This is a genomic window from Terrimonas pollutisoli (genome assembly GCF_029360765.1).
In the GTDB taxonomy this organism is placed as follows: Bacteria; Bacteroidota; Bacteroidia; order Chitinophagales; family Chitinophagaceae; genus Terrimonas_B; species Terrimonas_B pollutisoli.
The window spans coordinates 38,250-55,532 of sequence record NZ_JARKNA010000024.1 but is presented as its reverse complement, the minus strand read 5'-3'; the positions used below and the strand labels follow the sequence as shown (position 1 = coordinate 55,532).

The following is a 17,283-nucleotide window of genomic DNA, read 5'->3' as shown; positions in this document are numbered from 1 at the left end:
TCATGCAGCATTGTTAAAACTAAAAGCTCAGCACTATGCAAAAACTGGTAACCGGTAACTGGAAACCTTTTTATATTTCCCTGTCGGGATTAAAATTTTCCAACTCTTTAGCCACAGCGGTCAGGAATGTAGCTCCGAGGCTGCCATCGACAATACGATGGTCATAACTCATCGACAAATACATCATGTGACGAATAGCTATGCTATCGCCCTGGGATGTTTCTACAACAACGGGTCGTTTTTTGATTGCCCCTACCGCCAATATTGCTACCTGGGGTTGATTAATAATAGGCGTTCCCATGAGGCTGCCAAATGTTCCCACGTTGGTTAAGGTAAATGTTCCTCCCTGTGTGTCATCGGCCTTTAACCTCCCGTTGCGGGCATTATCAGCAAGGCCGTTTACTTGTTTGGATAAACCAACCAGGTTTAACTGATCGGCATTTTTTATTACAGGCACAATTAAATTGCCGCTAGGCAAGGCAGTTGCCATTCCTATATTAATATCTTTTTTCAGAATTATTTTATCTCCGTCCAGTGAGCTGTTGATAAGCGGAAACCTTTTGATACATTTTACGATGGCTTCAATAAACAGCGGTGTGAAAGTGATCTTTGTGCTTTCTCTTTTTTCAAATTCCTTTTTTACCCGATCACGCCACAACACAAGATTCGTTACATCGGCTTCAGTAAAACTGGTTACATGCGGACTGGTATGTTTGCTTCGCACCATGTGATCAGCAATCAATTTCCGCATCCTGTCCATTTCAATAATCTCCACATTGCCTGAGTAAGCAGTCAGCTCTGAGCTTTGCGTTCTGATTTGAGGAGTCGCCTCCTGAACTATTGCAACCTGCTGTTGGCTCACAGCTTGTGGCTCGTAGCTCACAGCCTTTCCTTGTTTCTTGTCATTTACATATTGTAAGATATCTTTCTTGGTCACACGGCCTTCATTACCTGTCCCACTTATTTGTTCAAGTTCGGCCATGCTCACCCCTTCGCTGTTGGCAATATTTAATACCAGGGGTGAATAAAAACGATTGGAGAGGCCGTTTGCTGTTGGTGGTTTTACGGTTGTTGCTGTTATTGGAGCAGGTGATGCTGTTTCAGCTTGTTTTATTTCCTGGATGGGTTGAATCGCAGATTGAGGTGCTACCGGAATGTTTGCAGTAGTAGTTGACTCGGTGGTGTTGCTTTTAATTTTGGCGATTACTGCACCAATCGGCACCACATCATTTACATTAAACAACAGGCTTTCAATCACCCCTTCAGCTGTACTTGGTACTTCGCTGTCGACTTTATCGGTAGCAATATCCAATACCGTCTCGTCCATTTTAACAGGATCGCCTGGTTGTTTGTGCCATTTTAAAATGGTCGCTTCTGTAATACTTTCGCCAAGCTTTGGCATTATTAAGTCAACTATCGCCATAAATTTTTATTTGATAATCAGCGCCAAAACAAAACTCGTCGTTCCTCACACAGTTTACCCAGAACTTGTTTCGGGCATACTCCAACCGCAATAAATCAACGATCAGGTAAGACAAGCAATTTTTGGACCGGGCAAAGGTAATGATTTGACCATAATGATGCGATCAACCGTTAGTCAAAATGAATTTTCTAAGAAAATTGAGGGCATTGGCAGCCGTCAGTTCTATGTTACGTTTCCGGTCGAAGCGCAAATTGAGTTGTAGCGTTTGAATTTTTTCTTTGTTGCCAGCAGCTATCCACACAGTTCCCACGGGCTTTTCATCAGAGCCGCCATCAGGTCCCATAATGCCGGAAGTCGCCAACGCATAATCGACATTCAATTTTATCAATGCGCCTTTCACCATTTCCTGTACAGTTTCTTCACTTACGGCGCCATGTTGTTTTAGAGTATCGTTCTTAACGCCCAACATATTTTCTTTTACGTCGTTGGCATAACTAACAATGGTGCCTTTATAATAGGCCGAAGAGCCAGCGATACTCGTAATAAGATGGGCTATATATCCACCGGTACAACTTTCAGCAGTGCCCAGAGTTTTATTTTGGGCTTTCAAGATTTTGCCGATCACAATTTCGAGCCCTTCATCTTCATTGGTAACTAAATAATCTTTTACCAGCACCTGGATTTTTTCAAAATAGGGTGTTAGCTCTTTTTCCACTACCTCTTTGTTGCCGCCGGTAGATGTGAGCCTTAGCCTGACCATGCCATAGCTGGGCAGGTAGGCGAGTTTAATATGCGAAGGAAGTGAGCTTTCGAAATCAAGCAGTAGTTCAGCGATCATTGATTCACCCAATCCGGCTGTAAAAGCAGTGCGATGTACTACCGCTGGCATTGTAAACTCTTTTAACAAACGGGGAATGACTTCATTTGTGATCAGGCCTTTCATTTCGTGTGGCACACCGGGCAATGAAATAAAAACGGCCCCCTTCCGACTTCCCCCGATAGGGGAAGCCATCATTGCACCATCCCCGCTTTGCGAAGAATCATTTGTGATAGCAGAAGCTTGATTTTTGATAGAATCTTTGTTTAACTGGTTTTGTGAGCTTGCCAATCCTCCCCCTTGGGGGGAGTTAGAGGGGGCCGCTCTAAACCACATGCCCGGAGCTGATCCCCTTGCGTTATGTAATACGGTACAGACATCAGGGACTTCCGCCTGCTTCAGGTTTCTTTCCAATATTGGACCAGGGCGGCGATAGACTTTTTCAAACAGATACTTTACGTGGTTCAATACATTTTCGTCTACAATCATTTTTCCGCCAAAGTATTTACACAGCAACGGTTTGGTAATATCGTCGGCTGTAGGCCCAAGACCGCCTGTGATGATGATAATCTGTGATTGCCTTCTTTCTTCGTCCAGTGCCTGCCAGATATCATCCCATACATCACCTACTGCCACTCTGCGACGCACCCATATGCCGATCTTGTTTAGCTCCTGGGCAATAAAAGCACTGTTGGTATCAATAGTTTGGCCAATCAATAGTTCATCACCGATGGTGATAATAGATGCGTTGATCAATGCAGGCATAGAAAAATTTGAGTTGCAAATATCAGCTATTCTTCAAAACTGACATCGTCGTAAACTTCCTTGAGGTGCAGAGTGAGTCCAATGGTTATCATATAAAAACTATCCGACAGATTGTTAAATTCAGTCAGCAGCCAACTATTATTTTCCTGGCGGGTATATATTTCAACGCTGACAGACCTTGAATCAATGAGAATATATTCCTTTAAACTCTTTATACTCCTGTAAAGGAAAAACTTTGTTCCCCTGTCGTAATCTTTGGTTGATTTGGAAAGTATCTCGATGATTACAGTAGGATTGGTCAGGTTGTCGGAATACAGCTTTGATGTATCAGCTTTTCCACAAACAATGGAAAAATCAGGATAAGTGAATAATGATCTTTCAGGAATGTATATCCGGAAGTCGTTGCCAAACAGTTTGCAGCCTTTGTCGTGTGCAGAAGGGGCAACCAGCCGGTTAATATTAAATGAAATTTCATTATGCGATATGGATGCGCCGGCCATCGTAAATATCTCTCCATTGTAATATTCATGCTTCGTTTCAGAAGCTCTTTCCATTTCCAGGTATTGCTCAGGCGAAATATAATTATACTTTGGCGCCGGCTCTTTAACTTCATTTTCCATATTATAAATTTAATTCTTTTTAGTTTTAGTGTAAATCGGAGTTATTCATGAAGAAATTGATTTTTATTGCCGGCTGGCTGTTGCTGGTTGCCGCTTCAGTTGCTCAATCAGTTACTCAAAAATTGCAAAAGACTTTTCAGCAGTTTGAAGGTGATGATCAGTTAAAGCATGCGATTAGTTCCTTGTATGTGATCGATGCTAAAACTGCTAAGGTGGTTTTTGATAAAAACTCACAGATCGGTTTGGCGCCAGCTTCTACGCAAAAAATTATTACAAGTGTTACGGCGTTTGAGTTGTTGGGAAAAGAATACAGGTACAAAACTGAGTTTGGCTTACTAGAGAACAATGGATTTAAAAATTTATATATCAAGCCATCCGGAGATCCAACATTTGGCAGTTGGCGTTGGGAAGCAAAAAAAGAAGAGAAAGTGTTAGCCAGAATTATTAAATCAATAAATGCAACTGATCTTGTTAATTCGGAAACTGTATTTATTGATGGAAAGGGCTGGGATTCCAGGCAAATACCAGACGGTTGGATATGGCAGGATATTGGGAATTATTACGGAGCTGGTGCGTCAATATTAAACTGGCGGGAAAACCAATATGACATTATTCTTAAATCAGGAAGCAATATTGGAGATGCAGTGTCAGTTGTAGAAACTAAACCGGCTTTATATTCATATAGCATAACATCTCAGGCAAGTTCGGCCGCAAAAGGAACTGGCGACAATGCATACATATATCTGCCAGTTAAGGGTAATGAGATTATGGTTAGGGGCACAATACCTTTAAATGAAAACCGGTTTGAAATATCCGGCTCTATGATCAATCCCGAAAATCAATTTATTGAAACGATTAGAAATTCGTTAAAAGATAAATTCAATCTTCACAGCCATTTGTCATCATTAACTGTTTATGCACCGCTAGAGAATAAACCAAAAATATTTCACACCGAATATTCGCCCACCCTCGACTCCATCATCTACTGGCTCAATAAAAAAAGTATCAACCTCTACGGCGAAGCATTGATAAAAACCATTGCCTTCGAAAAAAAAGGATTTGGATCAACAGATAGCGGTGTTGCGATTGTCAAAGATTTTTGGAAACAAAAAGGCCTGGACGAAGAGGAGTTAAATATTTATGATGGTTCGGGTCTTTCACCGCTGAACCGTGTGACCACCCATGCACAGGTAGAGATTTTGAAATATGCAAAAAACAAAAGTTGGTACCCTTATTTTTATGATGCACTGCCGGAGTACAACGGTATGAAAGTAAAAAGCGGCACTATCAGTGATGTAAAGGGATTTTGCGGCTATCATAAAGCTAAGGACGGATCAGAGTATATTTTTTCGTTTTTGGTCAATAATTATAATGGAAAAGCTTCGGCGTTGGTAAGCAAGATGTATAAAGTGCTCGATGTATTAAAGTAAGAGGATAGAAATGGAAGAACGGCAATCTAATATTTGGCAATTAGCCCTATTTTGTCCCCTTAATACAAGGATATGAAACCAGTTATTATCGGCATCATTGTAATGCTTATGCTAAGTTGTAATAATCAAACAAAAGAAACTCCTCCGAAGAATAGTAAAGAACTCGCTGATTTTTTTGACAAGTATTACGAAGAGCGGCTGCAATGGTATCCCCTCGAAGCGACAATGATCGGTGACCCCCGTTATAACGATAGGTTGTCAATTGAATTTACAGATAGCTATCGCGGTAAGCTTCGTGATTTTTATTCACGATATCTAACCGAAGCACAAAACTACAAACGTGATGAGCTGAATGAAACGGATAAGATCAATTATGATGTGTTTGTCTATGAGGCTAAGATGAACCTGGATGCCCTGGCATTTAAAGACAATTACATTCCTTTCCATCAGTTTTATGGACTCACCTTAACCATGGGCCAATTGGGTAGTGGCGGCGGTATACAACCCTTCAAAACGGTAAAAGACTATGATGATTGGATTAAAAGAGCTTCTGCTTTTAGCGCCTGGGCCGACAGTGCCATCGTTTATTTTAAAAAAGGCATAGAAGCTGGCGTCGTGTTGTCTCAATCGATCGTGGTAAAAATGATTCCACAAATGAAAGCCATTCCTGCCGCAAACATCCGGGAAAGTATTTTCTATGGTCCTGTTGCCAAAATTCCTGCAGCATTCAGTGATGCTGATAAGTCAAGGCTCACCGGGGGATTTGAAAAAATGATCCGGGAGCAACTGGAGCCTGCTTACAAAAAACTGGGTGACTTTTTGCAGAATGAATATTTGCCCAAAGCAAGATCTACATCCGGCATTGATGGTATACCGGGAGGTAAGGAATATTATACTTTTTTAGTAAAGCAACAAACCACTACTGATAAAACACCGGATGAGATTTATGAAACGGGGCTTAGAGAAGTAGCCAGAATTAGTGCCTTAATGGACAGTGTAAAAAACTCAACCGGCTTTAAAGGTTCGCTGAATGAGTTTTTTGAATACATGAGGACTGATAAGAAATTTATGCCCTATAAAAATCCCAAAGAAGTACTGGATGCGTTTGAACGAATTCATCAGACGATGATCCCGTACCTGGCAAAAATGTTTCACCATACACCTAAAACTGGTTTTGAGATCAGGCAAACAGAAGCGTTCCGTGCGGCCAGTGCCAGCGCAGAGTACATGCAGGGGGCTCCGGATGGAAGCAGGCCTGGTATTTTTTACGTGCCAATCCTTGATGCAACTACTTTTAATACAACCAGTGGAATGGAATCGTTGTTTCTTCATGAAGCAATACCAGGTCACCATTACCAACTCTCGTTACAACAGGAAGATACCTTGCTGCCGAAGTTTCGTCGCTTCGGTGGTAATAATGCCTATGTTGAGGGCTGGGCATTGTATTGCGAATCGCTGGGAAAAGAATTAGGATTGTATACTGATCCCTATCAATATATGGGTGCACTAGGTGATGAGATGCACCGGGCTATCAGATTAGTGGTTGACGTTGCAATTCATTCAAAAGGAATGACGAGAGAAGAGGCGATCAAATACATGATGGATCATGAAGCGATTAGTGAACAAGGCGCCACTGCGGAAATAGAACGCTATATGGTTATTCCCGGTCAGGCATTGGGTTACAAAATAGGTGCTTTGAAAATAAGGGAACTTCGACATAAATATGAAAAGCAACTGGGAGCTAATTTCAATCTTGCAGCATTTCACGATGAATTGTTAAAAGATGGAGCTTTGCCCCTGAGCATTTTGGAAGCAAAGATGGACAAATGGGCCAAAAACTATAAACTATAACTACCATTTTATGAGCGAACAAAATTTTAAAAATCATAGTCGTTATATACCGCTTTGGCATCTTGTAATTCCAACGATACTATTGGCCTTATTGATTGGCAGCATCATCAATCTCGTTCGTTCGGATGCTCATACGCACTACTCAGCCGCACTCATTGTAGTGGTCGTCATTGTGTTGATAGGCTTTTACTGGTATATCCGCTGGTTTGCATTGCGGGCACAGGACCGGGCTATTCGTGCCGAAGAAAATTTCAGGCATTTTATTTTAGCGGGCCAGCCGTTGGATCGGCAACTTCGGATGGGGCAAATCATCGCACTTCGTTTTGCCAGCGATGAGGAGTTGCCTGCTTTGGCAAAAAAAGCAGTAGACGAAAAACTTTCTCCAAAAAATATTAAGCAGGCGATAAAAAACTGGAAACCTGATTACAACCGTGTGTGATTAAAAACCAAATCGATCGAAAAAGGAGAGATCCATATCGATCAGCCAGGGCGAAGCAATAGCTGCAAGCCAAATTAGCAGGATAAAAATTTTTCCAACTATCGATACATCCTGGATTAAATGCCGGTGAAGAAGGCTTTGAATCGTGGACATTATTTTTTCTTCTTTCACGCTGTATTCAAAAGGAGGGGCAGGAGCTATGTCTTTAAAAGAAGAATGTTCCTGTATTAAAATATTCCTGATTTTCCAGTAATCTTCATCCGGCAGCTCATCATAGTTCCGGTCGAGATCAAAACCCTCTGTTTCAATTTTTTTCTCGACAGCAGTTAATTTATTGTCCCCGATCATTCTAAATAACATCATAGCCGGGAAAATCAGTAATGGATAAAACGGCCGGCTCATACCATACAAGGCAAACCAGGTCAGCACGCCGATAGATAGAAAAACAAACAGTTTGCTTAACCAGCTTTCTTCATCTAAAAATACGCGGTTCAAAAGTTGACCGCCATCCAATGGGTATACCGGGAAAAGATTGATCAGGTTTAAAAAAATCAATGACAGAGAAACCGTGTAAAATGAAAGACTGCCGATATATAAGGAAGGATTGTATTTATATAACAGGTACATTACAATACCCACGATAATTCCGGGCAGTGGTCCGGCCAAAAGAATCACAGCAGATTCTTTTTGTGATACTTCTCTTTTGCTTCCCGATACATAGGCGCCAAGGAGTGGAATAAAAAATATGCCCAGATCCTTGTAACGATAAAACTTCATAGCAAAAAAATGACCCAGTTCATGAAAAACCACTATTGCCGTGATCAGCAACAACATTTCAAAGCTGTGAAAAATATAATATCCCAATATCAGGTAAAGTGCCAGGCTGGCGATGGAGCGAAGCCAGATATTACCCGGCTGCTCTTCAGGTTTTTGAAATTTGGGCGGATAGGTAAACGATGTTTCCGGAAAAGCAGTTTGCTCTTCATTGCCATCAAACCGGGACGGTTCTGCTAAATTTTCCATCCTTTAAAATTAATTAAAATAAGGCTGAAGTTTTAGTAATAGTTGCTCCGGCATGGTGGTTCGTTTCATTGTTTTTGACTCCATAAAATACAAAATCACTTTCCCGTTAACGAGCAGGTCTCCATTTTCATTATATACTTCCTGGTGAAATTCTATCTTATGATGAACCGGCAGTTCTTTTAGGGTTACGTTGACAGTTAGCAAGTCATCATATAAAGCCGGCCGGAGATAACGGCACTGCACTTCTATCACGGGCATGATCACCCCCATCTTTTCCATGTCGGCATACGTGAAACCTAATTGACGAATTGACTCCGCACGGGCCACTTCAAAATATTGAAAGTAATGACTGTGATAGACAACGCCCATCTGGTCAGTTTCCGCATAGCGGACTCTTACCTGTGTTTGAGTGGTGAACATTTTTTTAACTTGAAATTGAGTATTAAAAATTGATTACTGGCCAATCATTGATAAGAATCAACTTTCTATGCCCAACATTTATATCCATTATTTTGCAATGAACCGGTCCATGCTGATTTTACCGGGGCCAGTAAACAATAAGGCCAAATAGCCCATCAGGTATAAGGTAGCCGTTTCTCCCTGGCCGAAGAAATCACCCTTATGTGCATAAAACAGGGCTACGGCCATAGTAATAATTAGCGGAATACAAGCCAGCCGGGTAAACAATCCCAATAAAATAAAAACACCGCAAAAGAACTCTGCAAAAATGACCAGTGCCATGGAGGTGCTATGACCAATATGAAAGGGATCTGCAAAGCTGGATGATTTAGATGCAAATGTTATCAATTTGCTATAACCGTGTGGTATGATTAGGCCGCCAAGTGCCAGGCGCAACAAAAAAGTAGCGAATGCTATTCCATTATCAGTGTACTTAATACTGAAAAGTCTTTTCATGGTTGGGAATTTTGGCTGCAATAATACATAAGAATTTTTAATTGACTTAAAGGATGTGGAAATGAGTAATTTGTTAAACAACCTATAATATAAGACTTATCCACACCTGTTTGGAATGATCTTTGGCCACACTTGAAATAATTCGAATATTCGCAACGTTATCCCCCAACGGATTAAAGGACATACGGAATGAAGCAATCATTTTTTCTTGCAATTACTATTGCACTATCTCTGCCTGCACTTAGCCAGCAAACCATTTATTATTCCGACCCGGCTGAAAAATTTAAAGAAGCAAAAGAGTATTTTCAAAAAGAACAATACAGCCTGGCTTATCCATTGTTAAAGGAATTAAAACAGGATGTCAGGGAAACAAATATTGCGAATAATTCGGTCACCGTGCAGGAGATCAATTATTACGCTACTGCCTGCGCCCTGAAGCAGGGAGAGGATCGGGCCGAGCAACAAGCGATCGACTATATTGACCTCGAAAAAAATACGGCAAGGGTTCAAATGATGAATTACCAGCTTGGGGAATTTTATTTCCGCGGGCAGGACTTTAAAAAAGCAGTTAATCATTACGAGCAAGCCAATATTGCGAACCTGAGCAACAAGGATATAGCCCAGATGAAATTTCACCAGGGCTATTCATATTTTACGTTACAGGACTTTGCAAAAGCCAAGCCCTTATTCAATACTATTCGCTCCATGAAGGACGATCCGAATTATTTGGATGCAAACTATTATTATGGATTCCTGGCTTTTCGTGACAAACAATACAATGAAGCGCTGCAAAGTTTTAAGATTGTTGAAAATGAAAAAGACTATGCAACGGTAGTTCCCTATTATATCGCACAGATCTATTATATCCAGGGGAAAAAAGAAGAAGCATTAAAATATGCGGAAACCAAAATCAAAACAGGCAAGTCGCAGTATTATGATCTCGAATTAAAGCAGATGATCGGTCATGCTTATTTCGAAAGAAAGGAATTTGATAAAGGATTGCCTTACCTGGAGGATTATGTAAAACGTTCACCCAAAGTTCGTCGTGAAGATTTGTATGAATTGTCCTACGCTTATTACATGAATAATGATCTGTCCAAAGCGATTGAGGGATTTAAGCAACTGAGTGGTAAGGGAGACACGCTAAGCCAAAGTGCTATGTACCTGCTGGGTGATGCGTACTTAAAAACGGGGCAAAAGAGTAATGCCAGAAATGCCTTTCTTTTTTGTGCTTCTAACAGTAGCGACCGCAAGCAACAGGAAGTGTCGAAATTTCAGTATGCAAAACTATCTTACGAACTGGGTTACCAGGATGAGGCATTAAATGGTCTTCGAAATTTTTTAAACGATTATCCCAACTCCACATACAATACTGAAGCAAAAGATTTGTTAGTGGCGGTATTGACAAATACCAACAACTACCGGGAGGCAGTTGCCTTGTTGGATGGCATGAGCAATCCCACACCCAATGCAAAAAGATTATATCCAAGAATTCTGTATGGAAGAGCGACGGAATTTATTAATGATGGCCGGATGGCTGAGGCTGAAGAATTACTGGACAAGGCATTAAAAGATCCTAATAACGGTTCTGTGTTGCCGCTCGTTAATTTCTGGAAAGGAGAAATTGCTTTTAGGAATAATAGGATTGATGATGCTATTAAATATTATAATGGGTATGTCAGTGGTGGTGCGCCAACAAGTGGGGAAGCCAATGCTAATTCAGCCCGTTATAATCTCGGCTATTGCTATTTGCGAAAAGAAAATTATCCCGTGGCCCTGACATTTTTTGAACCATTGGCAAAAAGCCCTGCATTAAATTCAGATGAGTTGACACAGGATGCTTACCTGCGGGCTGCTGATTGCTATTACATGGAAAAAAACTATAGCAAAGCCAGGTCCATGTATGAGAATGTTATCAAATTTTCATGGCCCGACGAGGATTATGCAACTTATCAAAATGCAATGATCGCCGGTATCAGGAGTTCGAAGGATAAGATCAGCTTGCTGAGCACAATGACCAGGAAGTTTCCAACTTCAGCTTTAGTTACCGATGCTAATATGGAGATCGCCAACACGTATATGGCCGATGAGAAATTCAATGAAGCGATTCCTTATTTGAACAATGTGATAAAAAATGGAGATAATGCCAGTCTTAAACCAAGAGCTTATTTAAAATTAGGTACTGCTTATTATAATTTAAATAATAGTGCGGAAGCATTAAAGCAATACCAGGCGTTGGTGACTCAGTATCCCAACTCGCAGGATGCGGCAGATGCGCTGGACAATGTAAAAATTATTTATATCGAAACGGGTAAGGCGGACGAATACGCAGCATTTATGCGTAATGCAGGAAGGCCCATTAGTGTCAGCACGGAAGACTCCCTTACCTATGCAGCGGCAGAAAGCCAGTTTGCAAATGGAAACACTTCGGCAGCTTTGAACGCCTTCAATAATTACCTGCAAAAATTTCCTGACGGGGCTTATTCCGTGGATGCTAATTTTTATCGTGGCGAGATATATAACGGCAAAAAAGATTGGAACAATGCTTTATCAGGATACGAAGATGTGGCTTCGAATGCCCCTAACAAATATGCAGAACGGGCAATTTTGGCTGCCGCCCGTATCAATTTCTTTGAGTTAAAAAATTATGGAAAAGCTGAAACGTTTTATACCCAATTGGGACGTGAAGCATCTACCCAGGAAAACAAATTGGAAGCCATGCGCGGCTTATTGCGTAGCCAATACCAGTTGCAGAAATGGACAGAAGCAGTCGCAAATGCAAAAGATCTTTTAACTACTAAAGGCAGCAATACCGACGACAAGGCCCTTGCAAATATGGCTATTGCAAAATCTTTTGCTGTAAACCGCCAGTATGACCAGGCAATTGCCAATTTTAAAACAGTAGTACAGTTAAACAAAGCAGCGCTGGCGGCTGAAGCGAGATATGAAATAGCGGAAAGCTGGTTTGCATTAAACAAATTAGGTGACGCTGAAAAAGCGGCGTTTGAGGTAATTAATAAATCAGGATCCTACGATTATTGGATTACGAAGGCTTACATCTTATTAGGGGATGTCTATTTCAAACAAAAGGATTATTTCAATGCCAAGGCTACTTTTCAAAGTGTAGTAGATAACACGATCGAGCCGACGCTAAAAAGTGAAGCGCAAAGCAAACTTTCGCAGGTAACAGAGGAAGAAAGCAGGAGTAGTAAAGTTGGGAATTAATGAATGTGGAAATTTGAAAATGTGCTAATGTGCTGATGAAATAAATGAAGAAATAAATTAAGAACTCTGATAACAAACAAATTGAAAAAATGGATATTCAAAATAACAGAGAGTCTTTGATTGTTCGGGTCTGTGTGATGGTGGTCCCGGCTGTGCGTCGGGATAGGGAGGGGGTCTTTAAAAGTATAAGGTTGATGAAAGAGCAAACCGTCAAAATAGGTTTCTTATTGGTAGCTGTGTTTTCGATAGGTACTTCCTGGTCGCAAAAAGATACCACAAAACCTAAATCTGTCGATATTACTTCTACTTTCAAACCGGAATTGAAAGAAACCGGTAAATTCATTTTTAATGCGACACCGCCGACAGCAGATACTACCAAACCCCGCTTGCAATACGATATTCCCAATCCCAATCTTTTATTTGGATACCAACCCGGGTCGTTGAAACCCTTAGCTATGCAAATTGATTCAGTGGGTAAGTTTGGTAATGCGAATTATATCAAGGCTGGTTTTGGAAGTTTGAGAACACCTTATATACAGGCCGGGTTTTCATTTGGTGATGGCAACACGGCCGGCGCCAATATTTATGCAAAACATGTTTCTTCACAGGGAAAAAGAGAGTACCAGGACTTTACCAACACGCAGGTGAAACTGAGTGCGTTTTATAAAACCGCTAAAAACCTCGAATGGACTGGTAGCCTGGGGATGAAGCAGGAAAGAACTTACAAGTATGGTTATCAACCTGAGTCGCTGTCGTTCGTGAATGATTCTATCCGGCAGCGGTTTCAAACAATTTCTGCAAGGGTTGGCTTGCGTAATATCAACAGCACCGAATTTGGTTTAAACTACTCACCGGAAATAAAAATTGACATCTTCGGCGATCATTTAAAGAATAATGAAAGCAATACAGTGGTTAATCTTCCGCTGGAAAAAAACATTGGAAAAGATTTTACGGTTAATCTCGGTTTAACATTCGATCTTACCCGTCTTTCGCCAAAAGACAAATCGGCAGTGAATAATACAACATGGTATATTTCTCCGGCTGTTTTGTATAAAAGTCCTTCCTTAAAGTTGCAGGCAGGTATACGTCCATCATGGGACAATTCAACTTTCAAAATGTTTCCCAATATCCTGGCCGAAATCGGAACCTATGATCAGCGGTTTACGTTCCAGGCCGGATGGACCGGGTATATCCGAAAAACAACGTTTCAATACCTTGCCTCACAAAATCCCTGGCTTTGGGCACCCACTTCATTGTTGAACACATGGATTGAGGAACGATATGCAGGATTTAAAGGCGCAGTAGGCGATCATTTCACGTATAGCGCCAAAGTAGCATTCAACAAATTAAATAATCAACCTTTATTTGTAAACGATACATCAGCAGCGGGGGATGGTAAATCATTCCAGGTTGTCAATGCAAAACGGGTAAACGTATTGAACCTGGGCGGAGAGTTGGGCTATACAGTAGAGGAAAAATTTTCAGTTATCACCAGTCTTAGTTTCAACCAATATACCGGTTTGCAGGAGCAGCGAAAAGCATGGGGTTTACTGCCGCTTGAATTAAACACTGCATTACGGCTACAGGTGATAAAAGATCTGTGGTTAAAAGGTGATTTGTTTGCCTGGAATGGTCCCCGTTACATGCGCAAGGATGGCTCAGACGGTAAATTAAAAGGAGCGGTGGATTTAAACGCAGGACTTGAATTCAAGATCCAAAAAAATATTAGCCTTTGGACACAGTTTAATAATATATTTAATAAAGAATACCAACGATGGAATCAATACCCGGTCTACGGATTTAATTTCGTTGGTGGAATCATCTTTTCGTTCGATCAAAAGAATTAGTCATGGGCGGAGAATTGTATCAATATCTTGTTTTACACAAAAAGCTGAACATTCCCGGCGTGGGCACTTTCCTGTTGGAAAGAAAACCGGCCGATATAGATTTTGTCAACAAGATGGTAAACCCTCCGGCTTATACCGTTGCTTTGCATCACGGCAATACTGCCCCATCAGGGAATGTTTTCAGCTGGTTGGCCGCCGTACTTAATGTTTCTGAAACAGATGCAATACGCCGGTTTAATGATTTTGCCTTCGATATTAAGAATAGGGTGATGAGTGATGGAAAATTTCACTGGGAAGGCGTGGGGACGCTTAGTAAAGGAATGGCCGGTGAAATTCGTTTTGAACCGTCGTTAAAAGATATGAAGACCGGAACGCCTGTTGCTGCTGTAAAAGTGATCAGGGGGAATGTTGAACATACAATGCTGGTGGGGGAGCAGGAGAAAACTTCTTCCGAAATGATAGAGCTACTGGCTCCGTCAACAGCGAGAAAAACCTACTGGTGGGGAATAGCATTGATTGTTGGCTTACTTGCCTTCATTTTTATCGCATTGTATCTTTCTTCCAATGGTGTAGATACTTCTTCAACCGGGAATCAAAAAAAGATTACTCCCAACGAGGAATCCGCAACGTATAAAACAGCTCCTTAATTTTTTGTCGGTTTGTTTTTTCCCTTAGGTTATTGTCTAAGCCTGCCTGCCGACAGGCAAGTTCTATTCACAGGAAAAATATTCATTATCAGCCGATATAAAAATGAATATTTTTTTATGATGCATTTCAATTTACTTTGCTGCCTGTTTTAAACAGCCATTTTCAAGATGACCGGAAGAGTACATTATCAATTTTGTCCTGTTTGTAATTCTGCAGCTATCCATCCTGTATTGCAGGTAAAAGATTATACTGTAACCGGTGAGATGTTTGCTATTTATGAGTGTGCTGATTGTTCGCTTCGTTTTACACAGGATGCGCCGGATAGTAATCATGTGGCGCCTTATTACAAAGCAGAAAGTTATATTTCTCATACGAATACTACGAAGGGATTTATCAATAGACTTTATCATTTTGTAAGAAGAAAAACAATTATTCAGAAAAGAAAATTGATAGAGAGAACTACGGGCTTGAAAAGAGGCAACATACTTGATGTAGGCAGTGGTATTGGCTCCTTCATTCATGAAATGAAGCAACACGGCTGGATGGCTACGGGCATCGAACCGCATGCAGATGCACGGAAGGTGGCCCGTGACACTTATTCTCTTGACCTTGCAGAGGCAAATCAATTTTATCAGCTTCCCGCTAATCATTTTGATGCAATCACACTTTGGCATGTATTGGAACATGTACATGATCTTTCAAAATATGTTCAGCAATTGAAGTCGGTATTAAAAGACAATGGAAGAATTTTTATTGCTGTACCCAATTACACATCCGGCGATGCAACATTTTACCAGCAATATTGGGCTGCTTATGATGTACCGAGGCATTTGTATCATTTTTCTCCCCGTTCGATAGAGAAACTCATGGAACAAAATGGGCTGGATATCCTGGCCTATAAGCCTATGTGGTATGACAGCTTCTACATTTCCCTGTTGAGCAGCCGTTACAAGAATGCCCGCCTGCCGGCCAGGCAGGGAAAAACAAATTGGATCGCCGCCTTTTTCAATGGCCTGCAATCCAATTTTTCAGCGTTATTGGATAAGAAAAAATGCAGTTCCGTAATATATGTGATTGGAAAAAAATAAAAAACCGGAAGAAGCATAAGATTGTAAATACGCAAATTTATTTTCACATTTCACATTTGCCTTCTCACTTCTATTAGCTACTTACTCAACTCTATCTCATAGAGCTCCGGCCATTTTTTACCGGTGATATAGATTTTTTGAGTAGCTGTGTCATAGGCTATGCCGTTGGGCACATCAGCCACCGGGTCTTTTGCCTTCACCCGGGTCCATACATCAGTCAGATCAATTTTACCAACGATGGCGCCGCTGCCGGGATCGATTTTTAAAATATAAGGCGCCTGCCATTGGTTAGCATAAATGTAACCATCGATATATTCCAGCTCATTCAGGTTGTAGGAAAGGCTGCCACCTTCGGTGACAGATTGTGTCCTCAGCAATTGAAAAGTAGATGGATTATAGTAATAAAGATTGCTGGTGCCATCACTCACAATCAACTCCTCTCCGTTATTGGTAATGCCCCATCCCTCAGTATCCAGCGGAAACTCTTTTACCTTCTTAAAATCTTTCAACGTATAAACAAACACTACCTTTTCCTGCCAGGTAAGTTGATAGATGGTGTCACGCAGGATCGTGATGCCTTCGCCAAAATATTTACTATCCAAAGAAATTTGCTGTTGGATTTTGCCGGTGTTGAGATCTACCTTCATTAAGTGAGAGTGCCCTTTTTCACCCGTCCCCTCATACAAATTCCCTGCATACAATTGCAAACCCTGGGTAAAGGAAGATGTATCATGTGGGTATGTTTTTACGATAGCGTAGCCAATTGCTTTTGGTGAAGCAGCTGCAGGAGTATTTACAGCAGAGTCGCTATTGGCATCAGTATTGCCGCAGGCCGCAAGTAAAAGAATCGTAAAGACAAAAAGAATAGATTTCATTTATTATTTCATTGAGTTTGATGGCAGCAGGCAAAAATAAGGGATGACTGCTTTTGGATTTGTTAAACGTTGGCGGACTATTTTTAAAGACTCGTAAAATTACTATCTAAAAAATTGATTGCTAATTCATAAAATGTTTTATATTTGATTTCAACAAGCGAATACTTCGTGACCCTCTGAATTCATTATCCCCCGAACACCGCATAATTCTGAATCCTTAGCTTTTATTTTTCCAATGCCACGTGAAGGCTCATGGTCAATTGTTATTGCCATGTATTACCGACTACCCGACTTATTGAGCTATGCGGATCTACCTA

At 41.0% G+C, this 17,283-nt stretch carries 14 protein-coding genes; 7 read left to right on the top strand and 7 right to left on the bottom strand.

The features are described from left to right. Positions 1–70: 70 nt before the first annotated feature. From P2W73_RS24155 to P2W73_RS24145, 3 genes are all read right to left on the bottom strand, one after another. Positions 71–1,423 carry a dihydrolipoamide acetyltransferase family protein gene (locus tag P2W73_RS24155; RefSeq protein WP_276504674.1) on the bottom strand — a complete coding sequence of 451 codons (1,353 nt, stop codon included), beginning with the start codon at positions 1,421–1,423 and terminating at the stop codon, positions 71–73. 163 nt (positions 1,424–1,586) lie between these two features. After that, positions 1,587–3,005 (bottom strand): nicotinamide-nucleotide amidohydrolase family protein, encoded by a 1,419-nt coding sequence (locus tag P2W73_RS24150; protein ID WP_276504673.1) that lies wholly within the window; start codon positions 3,003–3,005, stop codon positions 1,587–1,589. 26 nt (positions 3,006–3,031) lie between these two features. Then, complete coding sequence (locus P2W73_RS24145; RefSeq protein WP_276504672.1) at positions 3,032–3,625, bottom strand: Uma2 family endonuclease; 594 nt, start codon at positions 3,623–3,625, stop codon at positions 3,032–3,034. Between the two features lie 47 nt (positions 3,626–3,672). Between P2W73_RS24145 and dacB the strand changes: the two genes are divergently transcribed. From dacB to P2W73_RS24130, 3 genes are all read left to right on the top strand, one after another. After that, complete coding sequence (gene dacB / locus P2W73_RS24140) at positions 3,673–5,055, top strand: D-alanyl-D-alanine carboxypeptidase/D-alanyl-D-alanine endopeptidase (RefSeq protein ID WP_276504671.1); 1,383 nt, start codon at positions 3,673–3,675, stop codon at positions 5,053–5,055. 72 nt (positions 5,056–5,127) lie between these two features. Next, a complete protein-coding gene (locus tag P2W73_RS24135; protein WP_276504670.1) occupies positions 5,128–6,906 on the top strand; it encodes a DUF885 domain-containing protein in 1,779 nt (592 codons plus the stop codon). A 10-nt stretch (positions 6,907–6,916) separates the two neighbouring features. Continuing rightward, entirely contained in the window at positions 6,917–7,345 is a 429-nt protein-coding gene (locus tag P2W73_RS24130) for a DUF6526 family protein (RefSeq protein WP_276504669.1), read from the top strand. Here P2W73_RS24130 and P2W73_RS24125 read toward each other — a convergent pair whose 3' ends face one another. From P2W73_RS24125 to P2W73_RS24115, 3 genes are all read right to left on the bottom strand, one after another. After that, entirely contained in the window at positions 7,346–8,368 is a 1,023-nt protein-coding gene (locus tag P2W73_RS24125) for a site-2 protease family protein (RefSeq protein WP_276504668.1), read from the bottom strand. A 9-nt stretch (positions 8,369–8,377) separates the two neighbouring features. Further along, positions 8,378–8,788: an acyl-CoA thioesterase gene (locus P2W73_RS24120; RefSeq protein ID WP_276504667.1), complete on the bottom strand. Its 411-nt coding sequence runs from the start codon at positions 8,786–8,788 to the stop codon at positions 8,378–8,380. 87 nt (positions 8,789–8,875) lie between these two features. Next, positions 8,876–9,283: a DoxX family protein gene (locus P2W73_RS24115; protein ID WP_276504666.1), complete on the bottom strand. Its 408-nt coding sequence runs from the start codon at positions 9,281–9,283 to the stop codon at positions 8,876–8,878. A gap of 189 nt (positions 9,284–9,472) precedes the next feature. Between P2W73_RS24115 and P2W73_RS24110 the strand changes: the two genes are divergently transcribed. The 4 genes from P2W73_RS24110 to P2W73_RS24095 all read left to right on the top strand — a co-directional run bounded on the left by P2W73_RS24110 (position 9,473) and on the right by P2W73_RS24095 (position 16,091). After that, the gene (locus P2W73_RS24110; protein ID WP_276504665.1) at positions 9,473–12,508 is read left to right on the top strand and encodes a tetratricopeptide repeat protein; all 3,036 of its coding nucleotides are present in this window, start codon (positions 9,473–9,475) and stop codon (positions 12,506–12,508) included. 194 nt (positions 12,509–12,702) lie between these two features. Beyond that, on the top strand, positions 12,703–14,355 hold the full coding sequence (locus tag P2W73_RS24105; protein WP_276504664.1) for a TonB-dependent receptor: 1,653 nt from the start codon (positions 12,703–12,705) through the stop codon (positions 14,353–14,355). Positions 14,356–14,357: 2 nt separating this feature from the next. Continuing rightward, positions 14,358–15,002: a hypothetical protein gene (locus P2W73_RS24100; RefSeq protein WP_276504663.1), complete on the top strand. Its 645-nt coding sequence runs from the start codon at positions 14,358–14,360 to the stop codon at positions 15,000–15,002. A gap of 168 nt (positions 15,003–15,170) precedes the next feature. After that, positions 15,171–16,091 carry a class I SAM-dependent methyltransferase gene (locus P2W73_RS24095; protein ID WP_276504662.1) on the top strand — a complete coding sequence of 307 codons (921 nt, stop codon included), beginning with the start codon at positions 15,171–15,173 and terminating at the stop codon, positions 16,089–16,091. Between the two features lie 77 nt (positions 16,092–16,168). Here P2W73_RS24095 and P2W73_RS24090 read toward each other — a convergent pair whose 3' ends face one another. Further along, positions 16,169–16,966, bottom strand: coding sequence for a glutaminyl-peptide cyclotransferase (locus P2W73_RS24090; RefSeq protein WP_276504661.1), 798 nt, complete (start codon positions 16,964–16,966; stop codon positions 16,169–16,171). Positions 16,967–17,283 lie beyond the last annotated feature (317 nt).

Bases quoted from the DNA above. Each gene is read 5' to 3' on its own strand.
- P2W73_RS24125 (WP_276504668.1), bottom strand. From the start codon at position 8,368: ATGGAAAATTTAGCAGAACCGTCCCGGTTTGATGGCAATGAAGAGCAA.
- P2W73_RS24110 (WP_276504665.1), top strand. From the start codon at position 9,473: ATGAAGCAATCATTTTTTCTTGCAATTACTATTGCACTATCTCTGCCT.
- P2W73_RS24115 (WP_276504666.1), bottom strand. From the start codon at position 9,283: ATGAAAAGACTTTTCAGTATTAAGTACACTGATAATGGAATAGCATTC.
- dacB (WP_276504671.1), top strand. From the start codon at position 3,673: ATGAAGAAATTGATTTTTATTGCCGGCTGGCTGTTGCTGGTTGCCGCT.
- P2W73_RS24150 (WP_276504673.1), bottom strand. From the start codon at position 3,005: ATGCCTGCATTGATCAACGCATCTATTATCACCATCGGTGATGAACTA.
- P2W73_RS24145 (WP_276504672.1), bottom strand. From the start codon at position 3,625: ATGGAAAATGAAGTTAAAGAGCCGGCGCCAAAGTATAATTATATTTCG.
- P2W73_RS24100 (WP_276504663.1), top strand. From the start codon at position 14,358: ATGGGCGGAGAATTGTATCAATATCTTGTTTTACACAAAAAGCTGAAC.
- P2W73_RS24135 (WP_276504670.1), top strand. From the start codon at position 5,128: ATGAAACCAGTTATTATCGGCATCATTGTAATGCTTATGCTAAGTTGT.
- P2W73_RS24105 (WP_276504664.1), top strand. From the start codon at position 12,703: ATGAAAGAGCAAACCGTCAAAATAGGTTTCTTATTGGTAGCTGTGTTT.
- P2W73_RS24120 (WP_276504667.1), bottom strand. From the start codon at position 8,788: ATGTTCACCACTCAAACACAGGTAAGAGTCCGCTATGCGGAAACTGAC.
- P2W73_RS24130 (WP_276504669.1), top strand. From the start codon at position 6,917: ATGAGCGAACAAAATTTTAAAAATCATAGTCGTTATATACCGCTTTGG.
- P2W73_RS24090 (WP_276504661.1), bottom strand. From the start codon at position 16,966: ATGAAATCTATTCTTTTTGTCTTTACGATTCTTTTACTTGCGGCCTGC.
- P2W73_RS24095 (WP_276504662.1), top strand. From the start codon at position 15,171: ATGACCGGAAGAGTACATTATCAATTTTGTCCTGTTTGTAATTCTGCA.
- P2W73_RS24155 (WP_276504674.1), bottom strand. From the start codon at position 1,423: ATGGCGATAGTTGACTTAATAATGCCAAAGCTTGGCGAAAGTATTACA.